Source organism: Streptomyces sp. NPDC097129, from assembly GCF_055668065.1.
Genome location: NZ_JBVOQE010000007.1, coordinates 357,746 through 380,172, shown reverse-complemented (window position 1 = coordinate 380,172; position 22,427 = coordinate 357,746). Strand labels below are relative to the sequence as shown.

24 protein-coding genes are annotated in these 22,427 nt (G+C 72.5%); 12 read left to right on the top strand and 12 right to left on the bottom strand.

The features are described from left to right. Positions 1–106 precede the first annotated feature (106 nt). The 8 genes from AC0B9F_RS22405 to AC0B9F_RS22370 form a co-directional block, all read right to left on the bottom strand. A complete protein-coding gene (locus AC0B9F_RS22405; protein WP_472005231.1) occupies positions 107–1,294 on the bottom strand; it encodes a hypothetical protein in 1,188 nt (395 codons plus the stop codon). Next, positions 1,294–1,968 (bottom strand): RNA polymerase sigma factor, encoded by a 675-nt coding sequence (locus AC0B9F_RS22400; RefSeq protein ID WP_472005230.1) that lies wholly within the window; start codon positions 1,966–1,968, stop codon positions 1,294–1,296. The genes AC0B9F_RS22405 and AC0B9F_RS22400 overlap by 1 nt, the downstream gene beginning before the upstream one ends. A gap of 328 nt (positions 1,969–2,296) precedes the next feature. Beyond that, positions 2,297–3,160: a hypothetical protein gene (locus AC0B9F_RS22395; RefSeq protein WP_472005228.1), complete on the bottom strand. Its 864-nt coding sequence runs from the start codon at positions 3,158–3,160 to the stop codon at positions 2,297–2,299. Positions 3,161–3,238: 78 nt separating this feature from the next. Next, positions 3,239–3,868: an RNA polymerase sigma factor gene (locus AC0B9F_RS22390; protein WP_472005226.1), complete on the bottom strand. Its 630-nt coding sequence runs from the start codon at positions 3,866–3,868 to the stop codon at positions 3,239–3,241. Positions 3,869–3,938: 70 nt separating this feature from the next. Then, complete coding sequence (locus tag AC0B9F_RS22385; protein ID WP_472005224.1) at positions 3,939–4,331, bottom strand: hypothetical protein; 393 nt, start codon at positions 4,329–4,331, stop codon at positions 3,939–3,941. 187 nt (positions 4,332–4,518) lie between these two features. Continuing rightward, a complete protein-coding gene (locus AC0B9F_RS22380; protein ID WP_472005223.1) occupies positions 4,519–4,971 on the bottom strand; it encodes a hypothetical protein in 453 nt (150 codons plus the stop codon). Between the two features lie 143 nt (positions 4,972–5,114). After that, positions 5,115–5,705, bottom strand: a complete 591-nt coding sequence (locus AC0B9F_RS22375; RefSeq protein WP_472005221.1) for a hypothetical protein — start codon at positions 5,703–5,705, stop codon at positions 5,115–5,117. Positions 5,706–5,882: 177 nt separating this feature from the next. Then, positions 5,883–7,550, bottom strand: coding sequence for a beta-N-acetylhexosaminidase (locus AC0B9F_RS22370; RefSeq protein WP_472005219.1), 1,668 nt, complete (start codon positions 7,548–7,550; stop codon positions 5,883–5,885). A gap of 341 nt (positions 7,551–7,891) precedes the next feature. On the opposite strand from AC0B9F_RS22370, the gene AC0B9F_RS22365 reads away from it, so the two are divergent. From AC0B9F_RS22365 to AC0B9F_RS22325, 9 genes are all read left to right on the top strand, one after another. Next, the gene (locus AC0B9F_RS22365) at positions 7,892–8,500 is read left to right on the top strand and encodes a 2-oxo-4-hydroxy-4-carboxy-5-ureidoimidazoline decarboxylase (protein WP_472005217.1); all 609 of its coding nucleotides are present in this window, start codon (positions 7,892–7,894) and stop codon (positions 8,498–8,500) included. 220 nt (positions 8,501–8,720) lie between these two features. Further along, positions 8,721–9,101 carry a succinate dehydrogenase, cytochrome b556 subunit gene (sdhC, locus tag AC0B9F_RS22360; RefSeq protein WP_472005215.1) on the top strand — a complete coding sequence of 127 codons (381 nt, stop codon included), beginning with the start codon at positions 8,721–8,723 and terminating at the stop codon, positions 9,099–9,101. Between the two features lie 5 nt (positions 9,102–9,106). Then, entirely contained in the window at positions 9,107–9,589 is a 483-nt protein-coding gene (locus tag AC0B9F_RS22355) for a succinate dehydrogenase hydrophobic membrane anchor subunit (protein WP_472005213.1), read from the top strand. A 19-nt stretch (positions 9,590–9,608) separates the two neighbouring features. Next, positions 9,609–11,363: a succinate dehydrogenase flavoprotein subunit gene (gene sdhA / locus AC0B9F_RS22350; protein ID WP_472005212.1), complete on the top strand. Its 1,755-nt coding sequence runs from the start codon at positions 9,609–9,611 to the stop codon at positions 11,361–11,363. Beyond that, positions 11,363–12,142: a succinate dehydrogenase iron-sulfur subunit gene (locus AC0B9F_RS22345; protein WP_472005211.1), complete on the top strand. Its 780-nt coding sequence runs from the start codon at positions 11,363–11,365 to the stop codon at positions 12,140–12,142. The genes sdhA and AC0B9F_RS22345 overlap by 1 nt, the downstream gene beginning before the upstream one ends. Positions 12,143–12,267: 125 nt before the next feature. After that, positions 12,268–12,678 carry a VOC family protein gene (locus tag AC0B9F_RS22340; RefSeq protein WP_472005209.1) on the top strand — a complete coding sequence of 137 codons (411 nt, stop codon included), beginning with the start codon at positions 12,268–12,270 and terminating at the stop codon, positions 12,676–12,678. Between the two features lie 85 nt (positions 12,679–12,763). Then, the gene (locus AC0B9F_RS22335) at positions 12,764–13,171 is read left to right on the top strand and encodes a hypothetical protein (protein ID WP_472005207.1); all 408 of its coding nucleotides are present in this window, start codon (positions 12,764–12,766) and stop codon (positions 13,169–13,171) included. Between the two features lie 5 nt (positions 13,172–13,176). Further along, positions 13,177–13,656, top strand: coding sequence for a thiol-disulfide oxidoreductase DCC family protein (locus AC0B9F_RS22330; RefSeq protein WP_472005206.1), 480 nt, complete (start codon positions 13,177–13,179; stop codon positions 13,654–13,656). 11 nt (positions 13,657–13,667) lie between these two features. Then, entirely contained in the window at positions 13,668–14,420 is a 753-nt protein-coding gene (locus AC0B9F_RS22325) for a TetR family transcriptional regulator (RefSeq protein ID WP_472005205.1), read from the top strand. Positions 14,421–14,457: 37 nt separating this feature from the next. On the opposite strand, the gene AC0B9F_RS22320 is transcribed toward AC0B9F_RS22325, so the two are convergent. The 3 genes from AC0B9F_RS22320 to AC0B9F_RS22310 all read right to left on the bottom strand — a co-directional run bounded on the left by AC0B9F_RS22320 (position 14,458) and on the right by AC0B9F_RS22310 (position 17,720). Continuing rightward, positions 14,458–15,999, bottom strand: coding sequence for an ABC transporter substrate-binding protein (locus AC0B9F_RS22320; protein WP_472005204.1), 1,542 nt, complete (start codon positions 15,997–15,999; stop codon positions 14,458–14,460). Positions 16,000–16,167: 168 nt separating this feature from the next. Continuing rightward, positions 16,168–17,439: a metallophosphoesterase gene (locus AC0B9F_RS22315; protein ID WP_472005202.1), complete on the bottom strand. Its 1,272-nt coding sequence runs from the start codon at positions 17,437–17,439 to the stop codon at positions 16,168–16,170. A 41-nt stretch (positions 17,440–17,480) separates the two neighbouring features. Then, positions 17,481–17,720, bottom strand: coding sequence for an SCO4848 family membrane protein (locus AC0B9F_RS22310; RefSeq protein WP_472005201.1), 240 nt, complete (start codon positions 17,718–17,720; stop codon positions 17,481–17,483). A gap of 172 nt (positions 17,721–17,892) precedes the next feature. Here AC0B9F_RS22310 and AC0B9F_RS22305 point away from each other — a divergent pair, with 172 nt between their 5' ends. Then, the gene (locus AC0B9F_RS22305) at positions 17,893–19,161 is read left to right on the top strand and encodes a D-alanyl-D-alanine carboxypeptidase family protein (protein WP_472005199.1); all 1,269 of its coding nucleotides are present in this window, start codon (positions 17,893–17,895) and stop codon (positions 19,159–19,161) included. Here AC0B9F_RS22305 and AC0B9F_RS22300 read toward each other — a convergent pair. After that, a complete protein-coding gene (locus AC0B9F_RS22300; RefSeq protein ID WP_472005197.1) occupies positions 19,127–20,113 on the bottom strand; it encodes a YihY/virulence factor BrkB family protein in 987 nt (328 codons plus the stop codon). The two genes, AC0B9F_RS22305 and AC0B9F_RS22300, sit on opposite strands and share 35 nt — an antisense overlap. A 123-nt stretch (positions 20,114–20,236) precedes the next feature. On the opposite strand from AC0B9F_RS22300, the gene AC0B9F_RS22295 reads away from it, so the two are divergent. Together AC0B9F_RS22295 and AC0B9F_RS22290 are read left to right on the top strand one after the other, a co-directional pair. Further along, positions 20,237–21,589 (top strand): FAD-binding oxidoreductase, encoded by a 1,353-nt coding sequence (locus AC0B9F_RS22295; protein WP_472005194.1) that lies wholly within the window; start codon positions 20,237–20,239, stop codon positions 21,587–21,589. A 71-nt stretch (positions 21,590–21,660) separates the two neighbouring features. Then, positions 21,661–22,416, top strand: coding sequence for a decaprenylphospho-beta-D-erythro-pentofuranosid-2-ulose 2-reductase (locus tag AC0B9F_RS22290; protein ID WP_472005339.1), 756 nt, complete (start codon positions 21,661–21,663; stop codon positions 22,414–22,416). Positions 22,417–22,427: the final 11 nt, after the last annotated feature.

Here is a 22,427-nt window from a genome sequence, read left to right as displayed (position 1 = left end):
TCAGTGCGACGGCCGATGACCAGTCGGCTCACTCATTACTGCGCCGCTGCGGTCAAAAACGTCACACCCTGCGCGAGAAATTTTCTGCTGTTTACATAACCGCAGGTCAGGGGGTGTGTGGCGAGGTCACTTTCGCACCGGCGGAGCGGCCGGAGCCCTTCGAGCCGCCCGTCGAGCCGCCCTTCGAGCCGGCGGAGCCGCCGGAGCCTTTCGGGTTGCCGGAGCCTCCGTGCCCCTGGCCGTGACCGCCCGACGGGCCGTGACCGTGACCATGACCGCCGGATCTGCCGTGGCCGTCGTCGTCACCGCCCTTGCCGGCACCCTTGCCGCCACCCTTGCCGCCGCCCTGGTCCCCGCTCTGGCCGCCGTTCTGACCCCCGGCACCCTTGCCGCCCTTGTCGGCGCTGCCCGTGCCGCCCGCCGCGGCGCCACCGCCGCCGTTCTTGCCGCCCTTGCCGTCTTTGTCGCTCTTGCCGTTCTTGCCGCTCTTGCCGGAAGCCGCGCCCTTGCCCGCACCGGTGGTGCCGCGGGTGCCGCCGCCCTGCGTCCTGCCCGCCCCGTCCTGCCCGGCGCCGGGAGCGGCGAGGACCGTCCTGCAGTACGTGCCCACGCGCGGGGCGCCGCCCGCCGCCGTCTCCAGGGCGCGCCGCCGGTCGCCGTCCAGGTCGCGGCCGCCCCGCAGGTCCTGGCAGGCCTCGGTGATCCGTTGACGCAAGGTGTCCGCGCCGCCGGCGTCGGCGGAGTCGTGGCGGCCCGCGGCGTCACGGTCGCCGCCGCCCGAGGTGCCGCCGGAGGAGGCCGTCCCGGGCCCGTCCGGCGACGGCGGGTCCAGCGGGCGTTCGCCGGTGGCGTCGGCCGACACCGACACGCGGGGTTCGGGCTCGGCTCCGCCGAACGCCGGGAGCACCCCGGTGCCGGCCGCGACCGCGACGCCGCCGACCGTCCCGGCGGCCACGACGGCGCACAGCGCCAGCCGCAGCGGGCGTCCCCAGCGGGAGCGGCCGCCGGCCGGGCCACCGGCGCCGATCCGGACGACACCGTTGTCCGGGGCGCGGGCGGCGCGCGCACCGGCGCCGGTGTGCGCGGTGCGCGCCGCGCGGAAGGCGGCCAGGGCCGCGGTCTCACCCGAGAGTTCGGTGTCGGCCTTCTCCGGTACGGCGGACAGCGCGCCGAGGGCCCGGGTGAGCCGTTCGGCCTGCTCGCGGGCGTCGGCGGCGACGGCCTCCAGCGGCTCGCCGCGCAGCAGACGCTCCGCCGTCTCGCGGTCCAGCCACCTGTACTGCTCGTCGGCCATCACATGTCCTTCTGCGTCCGCGCCCATCGTTGCGTCACACCGGCGGACGTCACCGCGCGGGCGCGCGGTTCTCTCTGGTGCGGCAGTGCGTCGAGCGCGCCCGCCGATTCCGGATCGGCGTCCGGGCGCTCCCCGAGGAGTTCGGCGAGCTTCTTCAGGCCGCGGTGTGCGGCGGTGCGCACGGCCCCCGGCCGCTTGCCGAGGGTCTGGGCCGCGGTCTTGGCGTCGAGGCCGACGACCACGCGCAGCACGACCGCCTCGGCCTGGTCCTGCGGCAGCCGGGCGATGAGGGACAGGGTGCGGTTGGTGGCCAGCGCCTCCATGGCCTCACCGGCGGTGTCGGACTCCGCGGGGCGGCCGGTCAGCTCGGTCTCGTCACCGCCGACGGCGGGGCGGCGGCCCCGCATGCGGATGTGGTCCAGCGCCCGGTTGCGCGCGATCCGCGCGGCCCAGCCTCGGAAGCGGTCGGCGTCCCCCTCGAACCGCTCCAGGTCGCGGGCGATCTGCAGCCACGCCTCGGAGGCGACGTCTTCCGCTTCCAGGTCGCCGACGAGCGTCCTGACGTATCCGAGCAGCCGCGGATGCACGGTGCGGTACACGGTTCGGAACGCGGTCTCGTCCCCGCCCTGCGCCGCCCGCACCGCGGCCGTCAGCTCCGCGTCGTCCCCCAGCACCCTGGTTCCTCGATCGATGGTCGCGGTTCAAGACCGCAGGTGGTTGCGGTGGTCCGGGCCCCCCGCGGTCCGGCGCGAAAGGCACGTTACGGCGTTAAACCACTGCTCGTCCACGTCGGTCCGGGATGCAACCATCTCGTGACGCGCACGGATGCCGACGGGGTGTGACAGAAAACGCACGCTCGGCGCTGTAGAAAGTACGGGCCGCCGCGCGGCCCGTGCCGCGCGACGGCCGGGGCCTCTCCTGTGGGGGGTGGCGGCCCCGGCCGTTGCCTTGGCGGCACACGGCACACCGGTGACGGCGGGCGTCCGCCTGCTCCCGCGTGGCCTATTTCTTCGCTTCCTGCGTCTTCCCGGCCCCGTCGTGCGGCTGGGTGCCGTGCGCGTCCGGCTGACCGCTGTGCCGCGCGCCGTGGCCTGGCTGGGCGGGCCGGCCCGAGGTGGTGGGGCGGGCGGCCGGGCTCGCGCCCGGGTGCGCGCGCTGCCCGGCGCAGTACGCCTCGACCCGGTCCGCGCCGCCCGCGGCCGCGACGAGCCGCTGCCAGGCGGTGGCGTCGAGGGCCTTGCCGTTGCCGCGGACGTGTTCCCAGGCGCGGCAGTGGGCCTCGGTGTCCTGGGCCGTCCCGGGCCGGCCGGGGCGTCCGGGTGGTCCGGTGCGGGGCGGGCCGGCGGAGGCCCCGGGCGCCGTACCGGCAGACGTGTCCGCCGTGTGGCCGCCGTGGGCGCTGGTCGCGGGCCGGGAGACGGGCCGGTCGGCGTCCGGGCGGTCGGGGCCGCCGGAGGAGGAACCGGGGGTGCCGATCGCCGCGAAGGCGACACCGCCGAGGGTGAGACTGGCCGCCAGCACGGACAGAGCGGCCTTCAGCGAGCGCCGGGACCGCCGGGCGCGGGGGCGCCAGTCGTCACGCCGCCGGGCAGGGGCCCGGTGGACCCCGGAGTCCCGAGCGGCACGGAACGCGGCCACGGCACGCTGCTCGGCGTCGGGATCCACCTCGCCGCCCAGGATCGCGGCGGCCAGCAGGTCCTCCAGCGCGAGGCGGTCCCCGGGGCCGGCGGGGCGCTCGCCGGCCGGCGGCGCGATGTCACCGGCCGCTGCCGGGAAGTCGTCGAAGGCGTGGGGGGCGGACGCGGGGGCGCCAGGGTGGGTGTGCCGGCGAGTGTGCGGCTCGCCGCCCCTGTGCGTGTCACCCATGTCCGTGTCCGTCCCTCTCCGGCCGGCCCGCTGGGCCGGGCCCGTGCTGTGGGGTGGACGGCCTGCCGCCGCCACCGTTCATTTCGACTCCCCCAGCGTCCGGGGAGCCTCATCCGTCACACCTTCGTCGCCGGCCGCCACGCCGAGCTGCCGGGCGAGCCTCCGCAGCCCCCGGTGGGCGGCCGTGCGGACCGCGCCGGGGCGCTTGCCGAGGACCCGCGCCGTCGCGGGGCCGTCGAGCCCGACGACGACCCGCAGCAGCACCGCCTCGGCCTGGTCGGGGGGCAGTCCGCGCACCAGGGCGAGGGTCTGCTCGGTGGACAGCGACTCCAGCGCCTCGTCGTGCGTGCTGTGCGGCCCGGGCAGCTCGAGGACCTCCGCCTCCAGCCCCGCCGGCCGGGGCCGGGAGCGCCGGCGGCGCAGATGGTCCAGCGCCCGGTGCCGGGCGATGGTGGCCGTCCAGCCGCGAAAGCCCGCACCGTCGCCCTGGAACCGCCCGAGATCGCGGGCTATCTCCAGCCAGGCGTCGGAGGCGACGTCCTCGGCCTCCTCCCCCACCAGGCCGCGCAGATAGCCGAGCAGACCGGGCTGCACGATCCGGTACGCGACGGCGAAGGCAGCCTCGTCACCGTCCTGGGCCCGCGCGACCGCCGCGCCCAGCTCCCCGTCGTACGCCTGCGCGCGCCGGGGTTTACCTCCGTGGCCCAAGACCGCCCTCGTTCGTCGTCCACGTCTCCACGGTGATCAGCGTCGCGGCTCACAGAAGTGTCACAGCACGTCAGACCGGTGCCCGCCGGGCCCTGCCGTGCAGGGTGAGGTAGAAGGTCTGCAGCGAGTCCTCGGGGGCGCCCGCCGAGAAGCGGTTGAGGACCTTGCCGAGCGGGTTCCAGACCCGGCCGTCGGGCATGCGCACCCCGACCGTCTGCCCGAAGCAGCCGCGCTGGTCTGCGTCGAGATCCACCCACGCGGCGCCCGCCCGGCGCACGAGGACCTCGCCGACATAGGCGCCGAGCCCGAACAGCGTGCCGGCCACCCGCTCGCGTTCCGCGCCGCCCTTGCGCAGGCCGTCGACGATGAAGTCGGCGACGCGCAGGCTGCGCACGGAGTAGTCGAGCGGCAGCCGGTGGCGGGCGCCCGCGCGGGCGACGAAGGCCGCCGCGTGCGGTCGCATCTGTCGTGCGCACGGCCTGCCTTCGGCGGCGGCGTCCATGGGTTCCCCCTCGCTCGGTCCCGGGAGGAACCCCACGGCTCCCCCGACTACCCAGCGGATGCGGGGCCTTCGGCATCACAGGCCTCACGGGTGTCCGTCACCACAGCGGAGCCGGGCACGCGCGTACGACCTCAGGGCCGCTCGCGCGTCATCCCTCCGTCTGCCGCGGTGGGGGCTGGTCGGCAGCCGTCGCGTCCCGGCACAGCAGGCGCAGGGAGCCGTGGCCGGCGTAGACGCGGTGGGCTTCGTCGACCGGGTCCCACAGCTTGCCGCTGGGGGTGCGCACCCAGTGGTCGCCGCCGCTCGCCCACCACTCGGCGCCCGTCTGGCGGACGATCACCTCACCGGCGTAGGCGCCGAAGCCGCGCAGCACGGTCGCCACGGCGGCTTCGGGGGCGCCCTCGCGCCGTATCTCCTCGATCACCCGGTCGACGCGCCACAGGCTCTGCGCCGAGTAGTCGAGGTGGAGGCGGGCGCCCTCGCGCATGGTGGCCACCACGTCGGCCGCCCAGCGCGCGGGTTTGGCGGCGGCCTGCGGTCTGCCGTTCTGCCCGGGCGTCCGCTGGTGCCAGGTCGTGTACTGCGAGGTAACAGTCGTCACGTACCCAAGAGCGCGCCGGGCCGCCGCGGTGTCACGGGGTTTCCGGGGTGTTCGGCGAACCGGTGCGAGTCCGCCCCAGCGCCCCCGCACGACGGTCACAGGACCCGCGCAGCGATGCGGGTTTCAAGGCGCCGCGGCGGGGTTCAGATCCGTCCGCGGGAGCGGCGTGAGACCACCGCGCGCAGCACCCGGCGTCCCTCGGTGGAGACGTCCAGGGCCCGGCGCAGCCCGGACGTGCCGTGTTCGGCGAGGACTTCGAGGACGGTGACCTGGCGGCGCAGCTCGGCGGCGACCAGCGGGGAGATGCCGTCGGTACGGCCCCGGCGGCGCGCGTCGACGCCGGAGGCGTCCTCGGCGGGGTCGAGCAGCCGGTGGATCTGCAGCGACGCGACCGAGCAGGCGTCCGCCCACACCCGCACCTGCGGGGCGAACCGCTCGTCGGGGGCGGCGGCCAGCATCCGCTGGGCCAGCAGGGTCGCCTCGTCACCGGATTCACCCGAGTCACCGGTGCCGCCCGAGTCACCGGCGGGCAGCGCGAGCTTGCCGCGTGCCGCGTCGAGCAGATCGCCCCAGGCGCCGCCGGCGTCGGCAGCGGGGTCCGCGAGATTGCCCCACAGCGGCCGCAGCGTCTCGTCGTCGCCGCCCAGCAGGGGCAGGCACCGGTCCAAACAAGCCAATCCGCTCGCGGCGAGTCCGCGTTCGTCAGCCTGTGAGATGAGGTCCACCAGGCTCATCCACGCCTCCCTCGACGGGGCGCCATCCCTTACGGAGCCCGTACTTCCCCTTACTGCGTGCGACGGCCGCGCAGTGTCACAGGGGTACCACACCGGGCCGGTCGAGGAGGGGGAGAAGAGGTTTTCGGCCATTACCTCCGAGGGCTGCGGCCCACCGGGCCCGGTACGGGGAACGGGTCAGCCGAGCTTGGCGGCGAGGGACTTGAACTCCGTCCAGGAAAGAGCCGGCTTGCCCGGGTCCCAGAGCTTCTGCACCGTCGCCCGCAGCGGCATCCGGATGCCCGCCGCGACCTGGTTCTGGGTCTGGGCGTTCGGGAAGTCGCCCCAGACCGCGAAGGAGCCGCCGAGGATCTGCCCGTCGTAGCGGGCGGGCACCGCCTGGGTGTCGCGCAGCACCCGCGGGGTCCACTGCTCGTAGATCCGCTGCCCGGTCGGGTAGAAGAACTGGTTCGGCTGCCCGAGGACGTAGTAGAGGAACGCGTCGTTGTAGTTGATCATCTTGCGGCCGGCGCTGAGATAGTCCACCGGCTGCCGGGCGCCGATCTCCTTGCCGGTCCAGTACGCCACCTGCAGATCCGCGGCGGGCTTGACGGACGTGCCCTGGTAGAAGCCGTCGTTCCACGCGCGCAGGGTGCGGTCGTGGGCGCGGACGGTGTCGGCGCGGTCGTTGAGCCAGCCGGTGGCGAGGTCGGCGATGGTGCCGGAGGGCCCGAAGGCCTGGCGGGCGGCGGCCGCGAGCTGCGGGTAGCTCGCCGCGGGGTTCGACGCCATCAGCGCCTGGTACTCGTCGCCGCCGAGGTTCCACTTGTCACCGGGGAAGACGCCGGCGAACTCGTCGAGCAGGTCGTCGACGATCCGGGCGGCCGCGTCCTTGGAGATGTCGACGGCGCCGCGCGCCACGGTGCCGCGCGCGCTGACCAGCTTCAGGTCGGGGTGGGCGGCGATGACGGCCCCGAGGTGCCCCGGCGAGTCGATCTCCGGCACGATCGTGATGTGCCGGCTGTCGGCGAGCCGGACGATGTCCTTGACCTGCGCCTTGGTGAGGTGGTCCTTGGAGACGATCTCCGGGTGGCTGCTGGACTCGATCCGGAAGCCCTGGTCGTCGGAGAAGTGCAGCCCCAGCTCGTTGAACTTCAGATCGCCGAGTTCGCGGATGCGGTCCTCGATCCAGCCGGCGGTGTACGGCTTGCGCGCGATGTCCAGCATGAACCCGCGCACCGGCTTCGCCGGCTCGTCCCGCACCACGCCCTCCGGTGCGCCGCCGGCGCCGCGCACCTCCTGCTTCAGCGTCCGGGTGCCGTAGAACACGCCCGCCTCACCGGGCCCGCTGATCACCACCCGCCCGCCGCGCACGGTCATGGTGTACGACTCCGGGTTGCCGCCCTCGCCGCCGCTGAGGGCCAGGCGTACGTCCCCGGCGCGCACGTCGTCGCGCTGTCCGGCGTAGGCGAGCCCCAGCTCGCCGGCGATCAGCTTGCCCTCGTCGGTCAGCTCCGGGTCGCTGACCACGACCCGGGCGCCGTGCGCGGGGCGCCAGCCGGGGCCGTGCGCCGGGGTGTGCGCCCGCACCGCGGGGATGGTGCGCGGGGCGGTGGACAGCGGATAGGAGCGCGTGGGGCTGGGTGCGGCGGACGGTGTGCCGGGCGTCGTCCGCCCGGGTGACGCGACGGCCCCGGCCTCGGAGGGCCGCGGCTGGGCCGTCCCGGCGCCGGAGGAACCGCCGCCGCCCGCCGAGGCCCACACGCCGACGCCCACGCCGAGCGCGACGGTCCCGGCGATCGCCGCCGCGACGACGAGCCGCCTGTGCCTGATGTGCCTGCTGTGCTTTCGCTTGTGCTGGCTCACTCGGCCAACGTACGACTCGGCGCGCCGCTCGTCCTGTCCACTAGGCCCTGTCGTTTGGATCACGCCGGCGTCGCGGGGTCTGGCACGCACTCCCCCAAGCTCTTCGAGCAGGGGGGACCCCCACCGCGTTGGCGCCCTCCTCCGCCTTGCAGCTGCACGCCAGACCCCGCTCGGGTCGGCTGAAAGGCACCGCACCTCACAGCCAGCGTGATCCAAACGACAGACCCTAGGCCTCCCGGTGTGTCCACCACAGAGCCCGAAACTCTCCCGTGCGGGTGAAATCCGGGCATCCGTCGGACACGGCGTGACCGCTCTGGATAACGTGGTGTCACATCTCTCACATGATCCCCTGCCGACCCACACATCACCCACGCCGAGGACTCACGCTGCCCGCGCACCGTCTTCCCCGTCTCCCCGGCCGAGTCGCCATACCGACACTGCCCGAGCAGCCGCGCGTCCCGCGGCCGCCAGCCGGTCTGGAGGACTTCAACGACGCGCCCGCCGACCAGGCGGTGCGCGCCCTGCTGGGCTGCCTGCGCAGCCTGCGCTGGGCGCGCCGGATCGCCGACCACCGCCCGTATCCCACGCTGGACGCGCTGCTGGCCGCGTCCGACGAGGCCGCCTACGACCTCGCTCCCGCCGATCTGGCGGAGGCGCTGACCGCGGAGACCCTGCCGCCGCTCCCGGACGACACCTATGGAGCGGCCCATACGGCCCTGACCGCGGCGCACGCGGCCTACGAGGCCAGATTCGGACACACGTTCGCCATCTGTCTGGACGGGGTCCCGCCGCAGGAGACGCTGGATCACGTTCTGGAAGCCATCCGGTCACGATTGGCGAACGACCCGGAGGAGGAGCGGGTGGTGGCGGCAGAGGAGCTCCGGCGCCTGGCAAGGGAACGTTTGCGCGACACCCTCAGGGGCGCGGGGAACTGCGCGAGCAGCCACTGACGACCCGCACCCGGCAAATGGGCATAAACCGCCCACCTCAGTGGCCTCACTAGCCCACCCGTACCTCTTTGAGTGCCACTTTGATCACACCGAGGGACCCCGGCGAGGCCCAGCGCCAGCGCGTCGCTACGATGCTGGGGGCCGGTGGACCGTACCCGGCCGGGCCCGACCGACACCGAAGCCGGCGCGGCCCCAACCCCCGCTCCCGGAGGAAATTTCCGTGCCGGCTGGAACGCTGTACCGCGGCCGGGAAGGAATGTGGTCCTGGGTGGCTCATCGAGTCACCGGCGTCCTCATCTTCTTCTTCCTGTTCGTTCATGTGCTGGACACCGCTCTCGTCCGTGTCTCTCCTGAGGACTACGACAAGGTCGTATCCACCTACAAGACGCCGATCGTCGCCTGCCTTGAGTACGGCCTCGTCGCGGCCATCCTCTTCCACGCGCTCAACGGCCTCCGCGTCATCGCCGTCGACTTCTGGTCCAAGGGCCCGCGCTACCAGAAGCAGATGCTCTGGACCGTCGTGGGCATCTGGGTCGTGCTGATGCTCGGGGCGATCTACCCCGTCCTCGGCCACGCCGCTCGTGTTGTGTTCGGGAGCTGACGCGCATGTCCACCACTGAATCCACCGCTTCGGGTATCGGCCCGGTCGAGGGCGGAGCCGTCTACTCCGTCGACAACCCGGCGCCCTTCATCGAAGCCCCGCGCAAGCGCACCAAGAAGACCCCGAAGTCGACCCGGGGCAACTTCGAGATGGCGGCCTGGCTCTTCATGCGCCTGTCCGGCGTCGTGCTGGTCGTCCTGGTCCTCGGCCACCTGCTGATCCAGCTCGTGCTGGACGGCGGCGTGTCCAAGATCGGTTTCGCCTTCGTGGCCGGCCGCTGGGCCTCGCCGTTCTGGCAGGTCTGGGACCTGCTGATGCTGTGGCTGGCGATGCTCCACGGCGCGAACGGCCTGCGCACGGTCATCAACGACTACGCGGAGCGCGCGAACACCCGTCTGTGGCTCAAGGGCCTGCTCTACACCGCCACGGTGTTCACCATCCTGCTGGGCACGCTGGTGATCTTCACCTTCGACCCGAACATCCGCTAGGCACGGGGCTGCGAGAATCATGAAGATCCACAAGTACGACACCGTCATCGTCGGCGCCGGTGGCGCCGGTATGCGGGCCGCCATCGAGGCGACCAAGCGCAGCCGCACGGCCGTCCTGACGAAGCTCTACCCGACCCGCTCCCACACGGGCGCCGCGCAGGGCGGCATGGCCGCCGCGCTGGCGAACGTGGAGGAGGACAACTGGGAGTGGCACACCTTCGACACGGTCAAGGGCGGTGACTACCTGGTCGACCAGGACGCCGCCGAGATCCTGGCGAAGGAGGCCATCGACTCCGTCCTCGACCTGGAGAAGATGGGCCTGCCGTTCAACCGGACCCCGAACGGCACCATCGACCAGCGCCGCTTCGGCGGTCACAGCCGTAACCACGGCGAGGCGCCGGTCCGCCGCTCCTGCTACGCGGCCGACCGCACCGGCCACATGATCCTCCAGACGCTGTACCAGAACTGCGTCAAGGAGGGCGTGGAGTTCTTCAACGAGTTCTACGTCCTGGACCAGCTGATCACCGAGGTCGACGGCGTCAAGCGCTCGGCCGGTGTCGTGGCGTACGAGCTGGCCACCGGTGAGATCCACATCTTCCAGGCGAAGTCCGTGATCTACGCCTCCGGCGGCTGCGGCAAGTTCTTCAAGGTGACGTCCAACGCGCACACCCTGACCGGCGACGGCCAGGCCGCGGTGTACCGCCGGGGCATCCCGCTGGAGGACATGGAGTTCTTCCAGTTCCACCCGACCGGCATCTGGCGCATGGGCATCCTGCTCACCGAGGGTGCCCGCGGTGAGGGCGGCATCCTGCGCAACAAGGACGGCGAGCGCTTCATGGAGAAGTACGCGCCCGTCATGAAGGACCTCGCCTCCCGTGACGTCGTCTCGCGCTCGATCTACACGGAGATCCGTGAGGGCCGCGGCTGCGGTCCCGAGGGCGACCACGTCTACCTGGACCTGACGCACCTCCCGCCGGAGCAGCTGGACGCGAAGCTGCCCGACATCACGGAGTTCGCGCGCACCTACCTCGGTATCGAGCCGTACACGGACCCGATCCCGATCCAGCCGACCGCGCACTACGCCATGGGCGGCATCCCGACGAACGTCGAGGGTGAGGTCCTGGCGGACAACACCACCGTCGTCCCCGGCCTGTACGCCGCCGGCGAGGTGGCCTGCGTGTCCGTGCACGGCGCGAACCGTCTGGGCACGAACTCCCTGCTGGACATCAACGTCTTCGGCAAGCGCGCGGGCATCGCCGCCGCGGAGTACGCGCAGAAGGCGGACTTCGTCGAGCTGCCCGAGGCCCCGGAGACCCTCGTCGTGGAGCAGATCGAGCGTCTGCGCAGCTCGACGGGGACCGAGCGGGTGGCGGAGCTGCGGCGCGAGCTGCAGGAGACCATGGACGCCAACGTCATGGTGTTCCGCACCGAGCAGACGATCAAGACGGCCGTCGAGAAGATCGCCGAGCTGCGTGAGCGCTACAAGAACGTGGCGATCCAGGACAAGGGCAAGCGGTTCAACACGGACCTGCTGGAGGCCGTCGAGCTGGGCAACCTGCTCGACCTGGCCGAGGTCATGGCCGTGTCCGCGCTGGCCCGCAAGGAGTCCCGCGGTGGTCACTACCGCGAGGACTACCCGAACCGCGACGACGTCAACTTCATGCGCCACACCATGGCGTACCGCGAGGTCGGCGCCGACGGGACCGAGTCCATCCGTCTCGACTACAAGCCGGTCGTCCAGACCCGCTACCAGCCGATGGAGCGTAAGTACTGATGGCTACCCCTGTTCTGGACAAGGACGAAGCGGCCGGCCGACCCGAGCCCGGTTTCGCCGACTCCCCCTACATCACGGTCACCCTCCGGGTCCGCCGGTTCAACCCGGAGGTCTCGGCCGAGGCGGCCTGGGAAGATTTCCAGCTGGAGATCGACCCCAAGGAGCGTGTCCTCGACGCCCTCCACAAGATCAAGTGGGACCTGGACGGCACGCTGACCTTCCGCCGCTCCTGCGCCCACGGCATCTGCGGCTCCGACGCGATGCGGATCAACGGCAAGAACCGCCTCGCGTGCAAGACGCTGATCAAGGACATCAACCCGCAGAAGCCGATCACGGTCGAGCCCATCAAGGGCCTGACGGTCCTGAAGGACCTCGTGGTCGACATGGAGCCGTTCTTCCAGGCGTACCGGGACGTGATGCCCTTCCTGATCACGAAGGACACCAACGAGCCGACGCGTGAGCGTCTGCAGTCCGCCGAGGACCGCGAGCGCTTCGACGACACCACGAAGTGCATCCTGTGCGCCGCGTGCACGTCGTCCTGCCCGGTCTTCTGGAACGACGGCCAGTACTTCGGCCCGGCGGCCATCGTCAACGCGCACCGCTTCATCTTCGACTCGCGTGACGAGGCCGGCGAGCAGCGCCTGGAGATCCTGAACGACAAGGACGGCGTCTGGCGTTGCCGTACGACGTTCAACTGCACGGACGCCTGCCCGCGAGGCATCGAGGTCACCAAGGCGATCCAGGAAGTGAAGAGGGCGCTGATCACGCGCCGCTTCTGAGCCTGCGAACCCGCGAGAAGGGCCCCGCGTCCGGTGTCACCACCGGGGGCGGGGCCCTTTCGTGTGGGTGAGACATCGCGCCGCCAATCACCCGGTACGTACCGATCTGCACCTATTCTGACCGTATGTCAGACGACGAGTCGTACGAGCTGCTCGGGTTCGACAACGTGCTGTTGCCCGTCGGGGATCTCGGTGAGGCCGTGGGGTTCTACGAGCGGGCCGGGTTCGTCGTCGGGTTCCGGCTGGACGAGGCGGGGATCGCGGTGCTGAAGGTCGGCGGGGAGACGCCGGGCGTCCTGCTGCGGCAGGAGGACGCGCTGGGCTACCGCTCGCCCGCGTGGCCCACCCCGCGGGTGTGGGTGGAGGTGCCCGACGCCCGGCTCGCCGCGCTGCGGCTCGTCGCGGCCGGGATCGCGCCGCTGGAGATGCCCTTCGCCGTGGCCACCGGGTGGACCGTCGAGATCGCCGACCCCTGGGGCAACGTCATCGGGTTCACGGACTACTCCAAGCGGCCGGAGCTGGCGCGCCGGGACTGAGTCCGACCCGAAGTTGAACACGTTCAAAAACAGGTCTACAGTCAGTCCCGCCAGCGTTTTGAACGCGTTCAAGAAGGGGTGGGGCATGGACCGCACCGTCATCGCCTACGTCATCTACCTGGTCGTCAGCATCGGGCTGACCGTCTGGGTGGCCCGGACCCTCAGCCGCAACGGGAGGGTCTTCCTGGCCGACGTCCTGCACGGCAACGACAAGCTCGCCGACGCCGTCAACCACCTCCTGGTCGTCGGCTTCTACCTCGTCAACCTCGGCTTCGTCGCCCTCTATCTGAGCGGCGACGACACCATCGAGGACACCCGCGGCATCTTCGAGGCCCTGTCCACCAAGCTCGGCGTGGTCCTGCTCGTGCTCGGCGTGATGCACCTGGGCAACGTGTACGTCCTCAACCGGATCCGCCGCCGCGGCGTGCTGGAGCGCGAGCAGGTGCCGCCGGTGCAGCCGCAGGGCTGGGTGGCGCCGAGCACGGGGGCATGAGCGTCATGAGCGCCACGCCAGGCGCGCCGGCCGTGTGCGGGCTCACCGTCCTGTACGACGCCCAGTGCGCCCTGTGCACCTTCCTGCGGGACTGGCTGGCGCGGCAGCCGCAGCTGGTGCCGCTGGAGCTGGTCCCCGCCGGGTCGGACGAGGCCCGGCGGCGCTTCCCGGACCTCGACCACCGGGCCACCCTGGAGGAGGTCACCGTCGTCGGCGACGGCGGCCAGGTCTACCGGGACACCGCCGCCTGGATCGTCGTCCTGTGGGCCCTGAGCGAGCACCGCCCCCTCGCCCACCGGCTCAGCACCCCGGCGGGCGCGAGACTCGCCCGGGGCGCCGTGCTCGCCGCCGCCAAGTGGCGGGGCCGGCAGGACGGACGGGGTGGGCGGGTGCACCCCGGGCGCGACGGATGGTCGTACGCGTCCGGGACCGGCCGGCCCCGCAACCCACCCGGCTGTGACGACGGCGCCTGCGCCACTGACTAGGCTCTGGTGTCGTGCCCGCCAAGAACGACAGCCCGCATGAGGGCCCCGCGACCCCGAAGTCCGAGAAATCGGAACAGACCCGTGCGCTGATCCTGGAGACGGCGATGCGGCTGTTCCAGGAGCGGGGCTACGACAAGACCACCATGCGGGCCATCGCCCAGGAGGCCGGTGTCTCCGTCGGCAACGCCTACTACTACTTCGCCGGCAAGGAGCACCTGATCCAGGGCTTCTACGACCGGATCGCCGCCGAGCACCAGGCGGCGGTCCGCGGCGTCCTGGAGCGCGAGAGCGACTTCGAGGCGCGGCTCGCGGGCGTGCTGAGGACCTGGCTGGACGTGGCGGCGCCGTACCACGAGTTCGCGGTGCAGTTCTTCAAGAACGCCGCCGACCCGGACAGCCCGCTCAGCCCCTTCTCGCAGGAGTCGGAGCACGCGCGCGAGGAGGCGATCAGCGTCCACCGGGAGGTGCTGCGCGGGGCGAAGAAGACCAAGGTGCCCGAGGAACTGCAGGACGCCCTGCCCGAGTTGATGTGGCTCGCGCAGATGGGGCTCGTCCTGTACTGGATCTTCGACCGGACCCCGGGCCGCGAGCGCAGCTACCGGCTCGCCGAGCGGGGCGCGCGCATCACCGCGCGGGGCGTCTCACTGGCCCGTTTCCGGGTGCTGCGACCGCTGGTGCGCGAGGTCCACGAGCTGTTCACGGACTTCCTGCCGGGCATGACGAAGATGCTGCCGGCGCCGGGAGGCGAGGACCGGGCCCGGTGACCGGCCCGGCCCTCGCCGGCCTCTCGTCGGATTCCCGTCAGATCCAGGTCAGCTGCCACAGCCGGAACACGCCGTTGCCGTCGGAGAGGTACTGGCCGCCGCTGACGTCCACCTTCGTGACCACGTACTCCTTGCTCTGCCACAGCGGGATCACCGGGACGTCGTCGGCGATGCGGCCCTGGAGCCGGCGGAAGTCCACGGCGGAGCGGCTGCGGTCGGCGTACTGCTGCGAGGAACGGATCAGCGCGTCGACCGTCTTGTCGCTGTAGCCCGTGTTCATCGTGGAGTCGGTGCCGACGAGCGGGCCCGTGAAGGTGTCCGGGTCGGGGTAGTCGGCGACCCAGCCGACGGCGTACGCGTCGAGCTTGCCGGTCGCCCAGTGCTTCTGGAAGTCGGTCCACTCATAGCCCTTGACGTCGACCTGGAACAGGCCGCTCGCCTCCAGTTGCCGCTTGAGCTCCTTCGCCTCCTGCTCGGCGGCGCCGCTGCCGATGCCGTAGCCGTAGGTGAAGCGGACCGGCAGGCTGACGCCGGCCTCGGTGAGCAGCTCCCGCGCCCGGGCGGTGTTCTGCTTGGGATAGGTGTCGAAGAACGACGCGGTGTGGCCGATGATGCCGGTCGGGATCATCGAGTACAGCGGCTCGACCGTGCCGTCGTAGACGTCGCCGGCGAGCTGCTCGCGGTCGACCAGCCAGGCCACGGCCCGCCGCACGCGCGCGTCGTGCAGCGGGGAGCCCTTGTGGGTGTTGAAGTACAGGTTGCGGGTCTCGGAGCTGTCGGCCTCGAAGACGCGCTGGCCGGGGTCGCTGGCGTTGAGCCCGGCGAGGACGTCCGGCGGCAGCTGGCGGGTGGCCACGTCGACCTGCTTGGCCTTCCAGGCGCCCTGCAGCGCCGTCGGGTCCTTGTAGTAGCGCAGCTCGATGGGCGCACCGGTGCTCTTGATGGCGCCCCGGTAGCGGGAGTTGGGCTTCAGGACGGCCTTGCCGCCCTTGGTGTACGACGCCAGCTGGTACGGCCCCGTGCCGTCGGCGGCGGTGCCTTCGCGCAGCGCGTCGGCCGGGTACTGCTCGGCGTCGACGATGGAACCGGCGCCGGTGGCCACCTTGAACGGGAACGTGGCGTCCGGGGTGGACAGATGGAAGGTGACCGTGCGGCCCTGTGCGTCCACCGAGGCGAGCGTGGACAGCAAGGACCCCGGACCGACATCGGAGTTGATCTTCTTGATGCGGTCGAAGGAGAACTTCACGTCCTTCGCACTGACCTCGCGGCCGCTGGGGAACGTCAGGTCGTCCCGCAGTTCGCAGCGGTAGGTGCGCAGGCTGCCCGCGACGAAGGCGCAGCTCCTGGCCGCGTCCGGCACGGGCTGCGTACCGCCGGGCTCATAGGTCAGCAACGACTGGAAGACGTTGCTGAACAGAGCCCAGGAGCCGGCGTCGTAGGCGCCGGCCGGGTCGAGCGACGTGATGGTGTCCGTCGTGCCGACCACGATCGTCTTGTTCTTGTTGCCCTGTGACGGCAGCAGCTGCCAGCCGACCACACCGACGGCCGCCAGGACGAGTACGACCGCCAGAACGCGCATGCGAGGTGACCGCATGGTCGTGTTGCCCTCCCACGGGCCCGATCCGGGCCCCCTGTGCAGTGCCACTCCCCCAAGTGGCGGCCACTCCCCTATTAGTGGCGCGCGGCTCAATTAATCACAGGAGTTTCATGCAGGGGAAGAGGATTTGGTTGACTCGTGAAGGTTCGCTCAGGCCTGCCGTGAGGCCAGTTCGATCACCGTGATGTCCGAGGGGGCGCCGACGCGGGTCGGCGGGCCCCAGGCGCCGGCGCCGCGGCTGACGTACAGCTGGGTGTCGCCGTAGCGCTCCAGGCCGGCCACCGTCGGGTTGGCGGCGGCCGCGATGAGGTTGCCGGGCCAGAGCTGGCCGCCGTGGGTGTGGCCGGAGAGCTGGAGGTCGACGCCGTGCCGGACGGCCTCGTGGATCTGCACCGGCTGGTGGGCGAGCAGCACGCACGCGCGCGTGGTGTCCCGGCCGCCGAGCGCGCGGGTGAAGTCCGGGCCGTGCCCCTCGCTCTCGCCCTGCACGTCGTTGACGCCGGCGAGGTCGAACCACGGCATCTCGGTGCGGGCGTTCTCCAGGGGGTGCATGCCGAGCCGCCGGACCTCCTCGATCCAGCTCTCGGCGCCGGAGAAGTACTCGTGGTTGCCGGTGACGAAGTACGCGCCGTGCCGGGCCCTGAACCGGGCGAGCGGCGCCGCGGCCGGGCCGAGGTCCTTGACGCTGCCGTCGACGAGGTCGCCGACGACCGCGATCAGGTCGGGCTGGGTGGCGTTGACCGTGTCGACGACCTTCTGGGCGAAGCCGCGGCCCAGGATCGGGCCGAGGTGGATGTCGCTGACCACGGCGATCCGGTAACCGTGCGCGGCGCGCGGCAGTTTGGCGAGCGGCACCGTGACGCGCTTCACGCTCGGGCCGCGCAGCACGCCGTAGGTGCCGTATCCGACGGTGCCGACGGCCGCGGCGGCCGCCGCTCCGGCGACGGCGCGGGAGACGAGAAGGCGGCGGGAGGGGCCGGCGGCGGGCGCGGGCCGCTGCGGCGGCTCAGCGGGCGCGGGGGGCTCAGCGGGCGCGGGGGGCTCGGGGGGCGCGCCCGCGGGGACGTGTTCCGGTCGCGCTGCGGCTGCCCCGGCGCGCCGGTGGCGCCGCGGCAGCCGCAGGAGCAGCGGCCGCAGCAGCTCGCCCGCGAGGACGGCCAGCAGCAGGTAGACCGACAGGGCCAGCCACAGGAAGCCCGGCCAGGCGAGGACGCGCTGGAGCCAGAAGGGGGTGCCCGCGCGTTCGGCGACGAGCGCGCCGACGGCCAGCGCCCAGCCGGCCCCGATCAGCGCCGCGCCGACGCGGCGGGTGCGGCCGGGGCCCGCGGTCGTGTCGCGGACCAGGCGCCGCCACACGTACCAGTTGGCCGACACGACGACGGCCAGCGCGAGCAGCGCCACGAGCGCGAAGACGATGACCACCGTGTCGTGTCCCCCGTTGGTGTCCGGTTCCGGCCGGCCGGCTATGACGTGCGGCGCAGTGCGCGCACTCCACGCAACCCGATGACCCCGATGGCCGTCCCCAATACGGAGGAAACGACCGCGAGCAGCAGGTGCACCCAGAAGTACGCCGTGGGACGACCGCCGTCGAAGGCGAGCCCGCTGCTGTCCTGGATGAGATTTTTGACGAAAGTGACCCAGATGACCCAGCTCCACACCCCGAAGGCGAGCAGGAACCAGGAGACCGGGCGGCTGAGCTTCACAGCGACGGACCTTTCCTCTCAGCGCCGGGTGCCCGCGGTCGGCCGGGGGTCCGGGGACTGTCCCCCGGAAGGGCACTGCATGGACTCAGTATCGCCGCCGGCTGTCCGGTTCCGCGTCCGGGGTGGGGGGCGGGGCGGGACTTCGGCGGGTGCGGGAGGTACGTTCTGCGTCGTGCCCGCTCCCCGCAGGACCGGCAGGCGATCCCTGCTGGTCACCTCCGCGACCCTGTTGTCCCTCGCGCTGACCGCGCCGGCGGCCCTCGCGGCCCCGGCTCCCCCGCCCAGCCCGTCGGCCACGCCCCCCGCGTCCATGTCCCAGGTGGGCGGCGCGCAACTCGGCCGGCCAGGGACCCAGGTCAACCTGGCCGCCGGGGTGCCGGTGCTGCCCAAGGACGTCACCGCGCGCTCCTGGGTCGTCGCCGACGCCGAGTCCGGTGAGGTGCTGGCCGCGCACAACGCGCACTGGCGGCTGGCGCCGGCGAGCACGATGAAGATGCTGTTCGCGGACACGGTGCTGCCGAAGTTCCCCGCCTCCACGCAGCACAAGGTGGTGGCGGCCGACCTGGCGGGCATGGGCGCCGGCTCCAGCCTGGTCGGGATAAAGGAGAACGAGACCTACACGGTCCACGACCTGTGGCTCGGCGTCTTCCTGCGCTCCGGCAACGACGCGGTGCACGTACTGTCGTCGATGAACGGCGGCGTGGAGACCACCGTGAAGGAGATGAACCAGCACGCCGAGGAACTCCAGGCGCTCGACACGCACGTGGTCAGCCCGGACGGCTACGACGCGCCCGGGCAGGTCTCCTCGGCCTACGACCTGACGCTGTTCGCCCGTTCCGGACTGCAGAAGAAGGACTTCCGCGAGTACTGCTCGACGGTGAGGGCCGAGTTCCCCGGCGAGACAAAGAAGGACAAGTCGGGCAAAACGGTCCGTCAGCCCTTCGAGATCCAGAACACCAACCGCCTGCTGAGCGGCACCGACCACGATGTCCCCGTCTACCAGGGCATCGCGGGCGTGAAGAACGGCAACACCACCAACGCGGGCGCCACCTTCACCGGCGTCGCCGAGCGGGGCGGGCATGTGCTGCTCGTCACGGTGATGCACCCGGACAAGAGCGAGCACAACGAGGTCTACAAGGAGACCGCGCGGCTGTTCGACTGGGGCTTCCAGGCGGCCGGCAAGGTGCGGCCGGTGGGTGAGCTGGTGGCGCCCAGGAGCGTGGGCGGCGACGCCCAGCCCGGCGCGACGGCCTCCTCCGGTACGGCGGGCGGCACCGCGTCGGGCGGGGTCGCGGGCGGCAAGGTGGCGGCGAGCGCCGCGACCGCGAGCGGCTCCGGCGGCATGGGGATCGCGCTCGGCATCGCCGGCGGGGTGCTGGTGCTGCTGGGCGGCGGCGCGTTCGTCGTCAACCGCCGTTGGCCGGTGGGGCGTCGGCGCTGACGTCCCGCTCATCGGCGCTGACGTCCTCCTCGCCGTCGGCGCCGACACCCTCCTCGTCGACGCCCACGCCCACGCCCTCGTCGTCGGCGTCGATGCCCTCCTCCTCCTTGCTGCCCGTCGCCGTCCAGGCGGCGCAGTACAGCAGCAGCTTGCAGGTGAAGTTGATCCACAGCAGCAGGGCGACGGGGACGCCGAACGCGCCGTACATGCTCTTCGCGGCGACGCCCTGGATATAGCCGCTGAGCAGCAGCTTGAGCAGTTCGAAGCCGACCGCGCCGAGCAGGGCGGCGACCACCAGACGGTGGCGCGTGGGCTCCACGCCGGGCAGCAGGGTCAGCACGTACAGCAGCAGGAGGAAGTCGGCGAGGACGGCGACGGCGAACGCGGCGACGCGCAGCAGGGCGCTGCCCCAGCCGTGCTCGTCGAGGCCGGCCTGGTGGGCGGTCCAGCCGACGGCGGCGGAGGCGACGGTGGACGCGGCGAGCGTGACGAGCACCGCGCCGCCGAAACCGAGCAGGATGCCGGCGTCCTTCGCCTTGCTCAGCAGCGGGTTCTCCTCGCTGTCCGGCAGCTCCCACACCGCCCGCAGACAGTCCCGCATCTGACCGACCCAGTTGATGCCGGTGAACAGCAGCACGGCGCCGGCGATGAGACCGACGGTGCCGGCGTTGTCCACCAGGCCCTTGATGTCGAGCTGGTCGGAGATGCCGGGGACCTGCTGGGCGATCTTGTCCTCGAGGGTCTTCTGCTGGTCGGCGCCGAGGGTGGCGGCGGCGACCGCGGCGGCGACGGTGAGCAGCGGGAAGAGCGAGACGAAGCTGACGAAGGTCATCGCGGCGGCCAGCCGGGTCCACTTCACGTGGTCCAGCCGCTCGTACGAGCGCCATGCGTGCGTCATCATCAGCCGCTTGAGGGGCGGTCCGATGACGGGGAGTCCAGTCAGCCAGTCCATGGTCGTGATCTCCCCGCGCTGAGGCCCGGTGATGCACGACCGTTGTCTCACTTATCACCCGTTTCGTGCAGAGTCGGAATGTTAGTAAACCAATGCCGCATATCGTGTCGATAGCGTCTTTTCATGGCAACCGACACCGTGTCCGTCACCGGGTGGGGCCGCACCGCCCCCACCGCCGCCCGGCTGATCCGCCCCCGCGACTACGCGGAGGCCGTGGCCGCCGTCCAGGACTGCGGGGCGCGCGGCGGCATCGCGCGCGGGCTGGGCCGGGCGTACGGGGACGCGGCGCAGAACGCCGGCGGCTGCGTGTTCGACATGACGGGCCTGGACCGCATCCATGTCGTGGACGCCGACGACGGGACCGTGCTGTGCGACGCGGGCGTCTCCCTGCACCGGCTGACGCAGGTGCTGCTGCCGCTCGGCTGGTTCGTCCCGGTGGTCCCCGGCACCCGTCAGGTGACGGTCGGCGGGGCGATCGCCGGCGACGTGCACGGCAGCGACCATCCCGTGGCGGGCGCCTTCTCCCAGCATGTGCTGTCCTTCGAACTCCTCACCGCCGACGGCTCGGTGCACACCGTCGGCCACGGCACGCCGCTGTTCGACGCGACCACCGGCGGCCTCGGCCTGACCGGCGTGATCCTCACCGCCACGCTCCGGCTGCTCCCGGTCGAGACGGCGCTGATGTCGGTCGGCACCGAACGCGCGCGTGACCTCGACGACGTGATGGCCCGCCTGGCGAACGCCGCCCGGCGCCACCGCCACGCCTCCGCCCGGATCGACCTGCTCGCCCGTGGCGCGGCCGCCGGCCGGGGCGTCGTCACCCACGCCGACCACGCGCCGGCGGCCGCCCTGCGCCCGGGCACGCGCGCGTGGCGCGAACCGCTGGCCCTGCGCCCCCGCCGGCTGCCCGCCCCGCCCGAAGTCCTCCCCACGGGACTGCTCGGCCGCACCACCGCCGCGCTGGCCGGCGAACTCCGGCACCGCACGGCGCCACGCACGCGTACCGAACTGCGACCGCTCCCCGCCTTCTTCCACCCCCTGGACGGCATGCCGCACTGGAACCGCCTCTACGGCCGCGGCGGGCTCGTGCAGTACCAGTGCGTCATCGGGTACGGCGCGGAGGACGCCCTGCGCCGTATCGTGCGCCGCCTCGGCGAGCACCGCTGCCCGTCCTTCCCGGCCGTGCTGAAGCGCTTCGGCGAGGCCGGCCCCGGCTGGCTGTCCTTCCCGGCGCCCGGCTGGAGCCTCGCCCTGGACCTCCCGGCGCACCTGCCCGGCCTCGCCGCCCTCCTCGACGGCCTGGACGAGGAGGTCGCCGCGGCGGGCGGCCGGGTCTGCCTCGCCAAGGACGCCCGGCTGCGCCCGGACCTGCTCACCACGATGTACCCGCACCTGGCCGGCTTCCGCCGGCTGCGCGCGGAGCTGGACCCGGACGGGGTCTTCACGTCGGACCTCGCCCGCCGCCTCGGCCTGTGACCACCGCCCGCGCCACCCGGGAGGCCACCCGTGACATCCGGGACGCCGCCCGTGACACCCAGGAGTCATTCGTGAAGGACGCCTTCGGTCTTCCCCAGTCCCTGCTCGTCCTCGGCGGCACGTCCGAGATCGCGCTGGCCACCGCGCGCCGGCTGATCGCCCGCCGCACCCGCACGGTGTGGCTGGCCGGCCGCCCCTCCCCCGGCCTGGAGCGGGCCGCCGAGAGCCTGCGCGCCCTCGGCGCCGACGTGCGCACCGTCGCCTTCGACGCGCTCGACCCCGAGGCCCACGAGACCGCCCTCGGCAAGGTGTTCGCGGAGGGCGACATCGATGTGGTGCTGCTCGCCTTCGGGGTGCCCGGTGACCAGGCACGCGACGAACGTGAGCCGTCCGCCGCGGTGCGCGTCGCGCAGACCAACTACACCGGCGCCCTCAGCGCGGGCCTGGTCAGCGCCCGCGCCCTGCAGACCCAGGGCCACGGCTCGCTCGTCGTGCTGTCCTCCGTCGCCGGCGAGCGGGCCCGCCGCTCCGACTTCATCTACGGCTCCAGCAAGGCCGGCCTGGACGCCTTCGCGCAGGGCCTCGGCGACGCGCTGCACGGCACCGGCGTGCACGTCATGGTCGTACGCCCGGGAAGTGTGCGGACGCCGGAGACGGACGGGCGGGAGGAGACACCGCTCGTGACGACGCCGGAGGCGGTCGCCGCCGCCATCGAACTGGGCCTGCGCCGCCGCTCGGAGACGGTGTGGGTGCCGGGCGCGCTACGCGTGGTGATGGCGGCGCTGCGGCACCTGCCGCGGGGGGTGTTCCGCAGGCTGCCGCTCTAGGAGACGCTGCC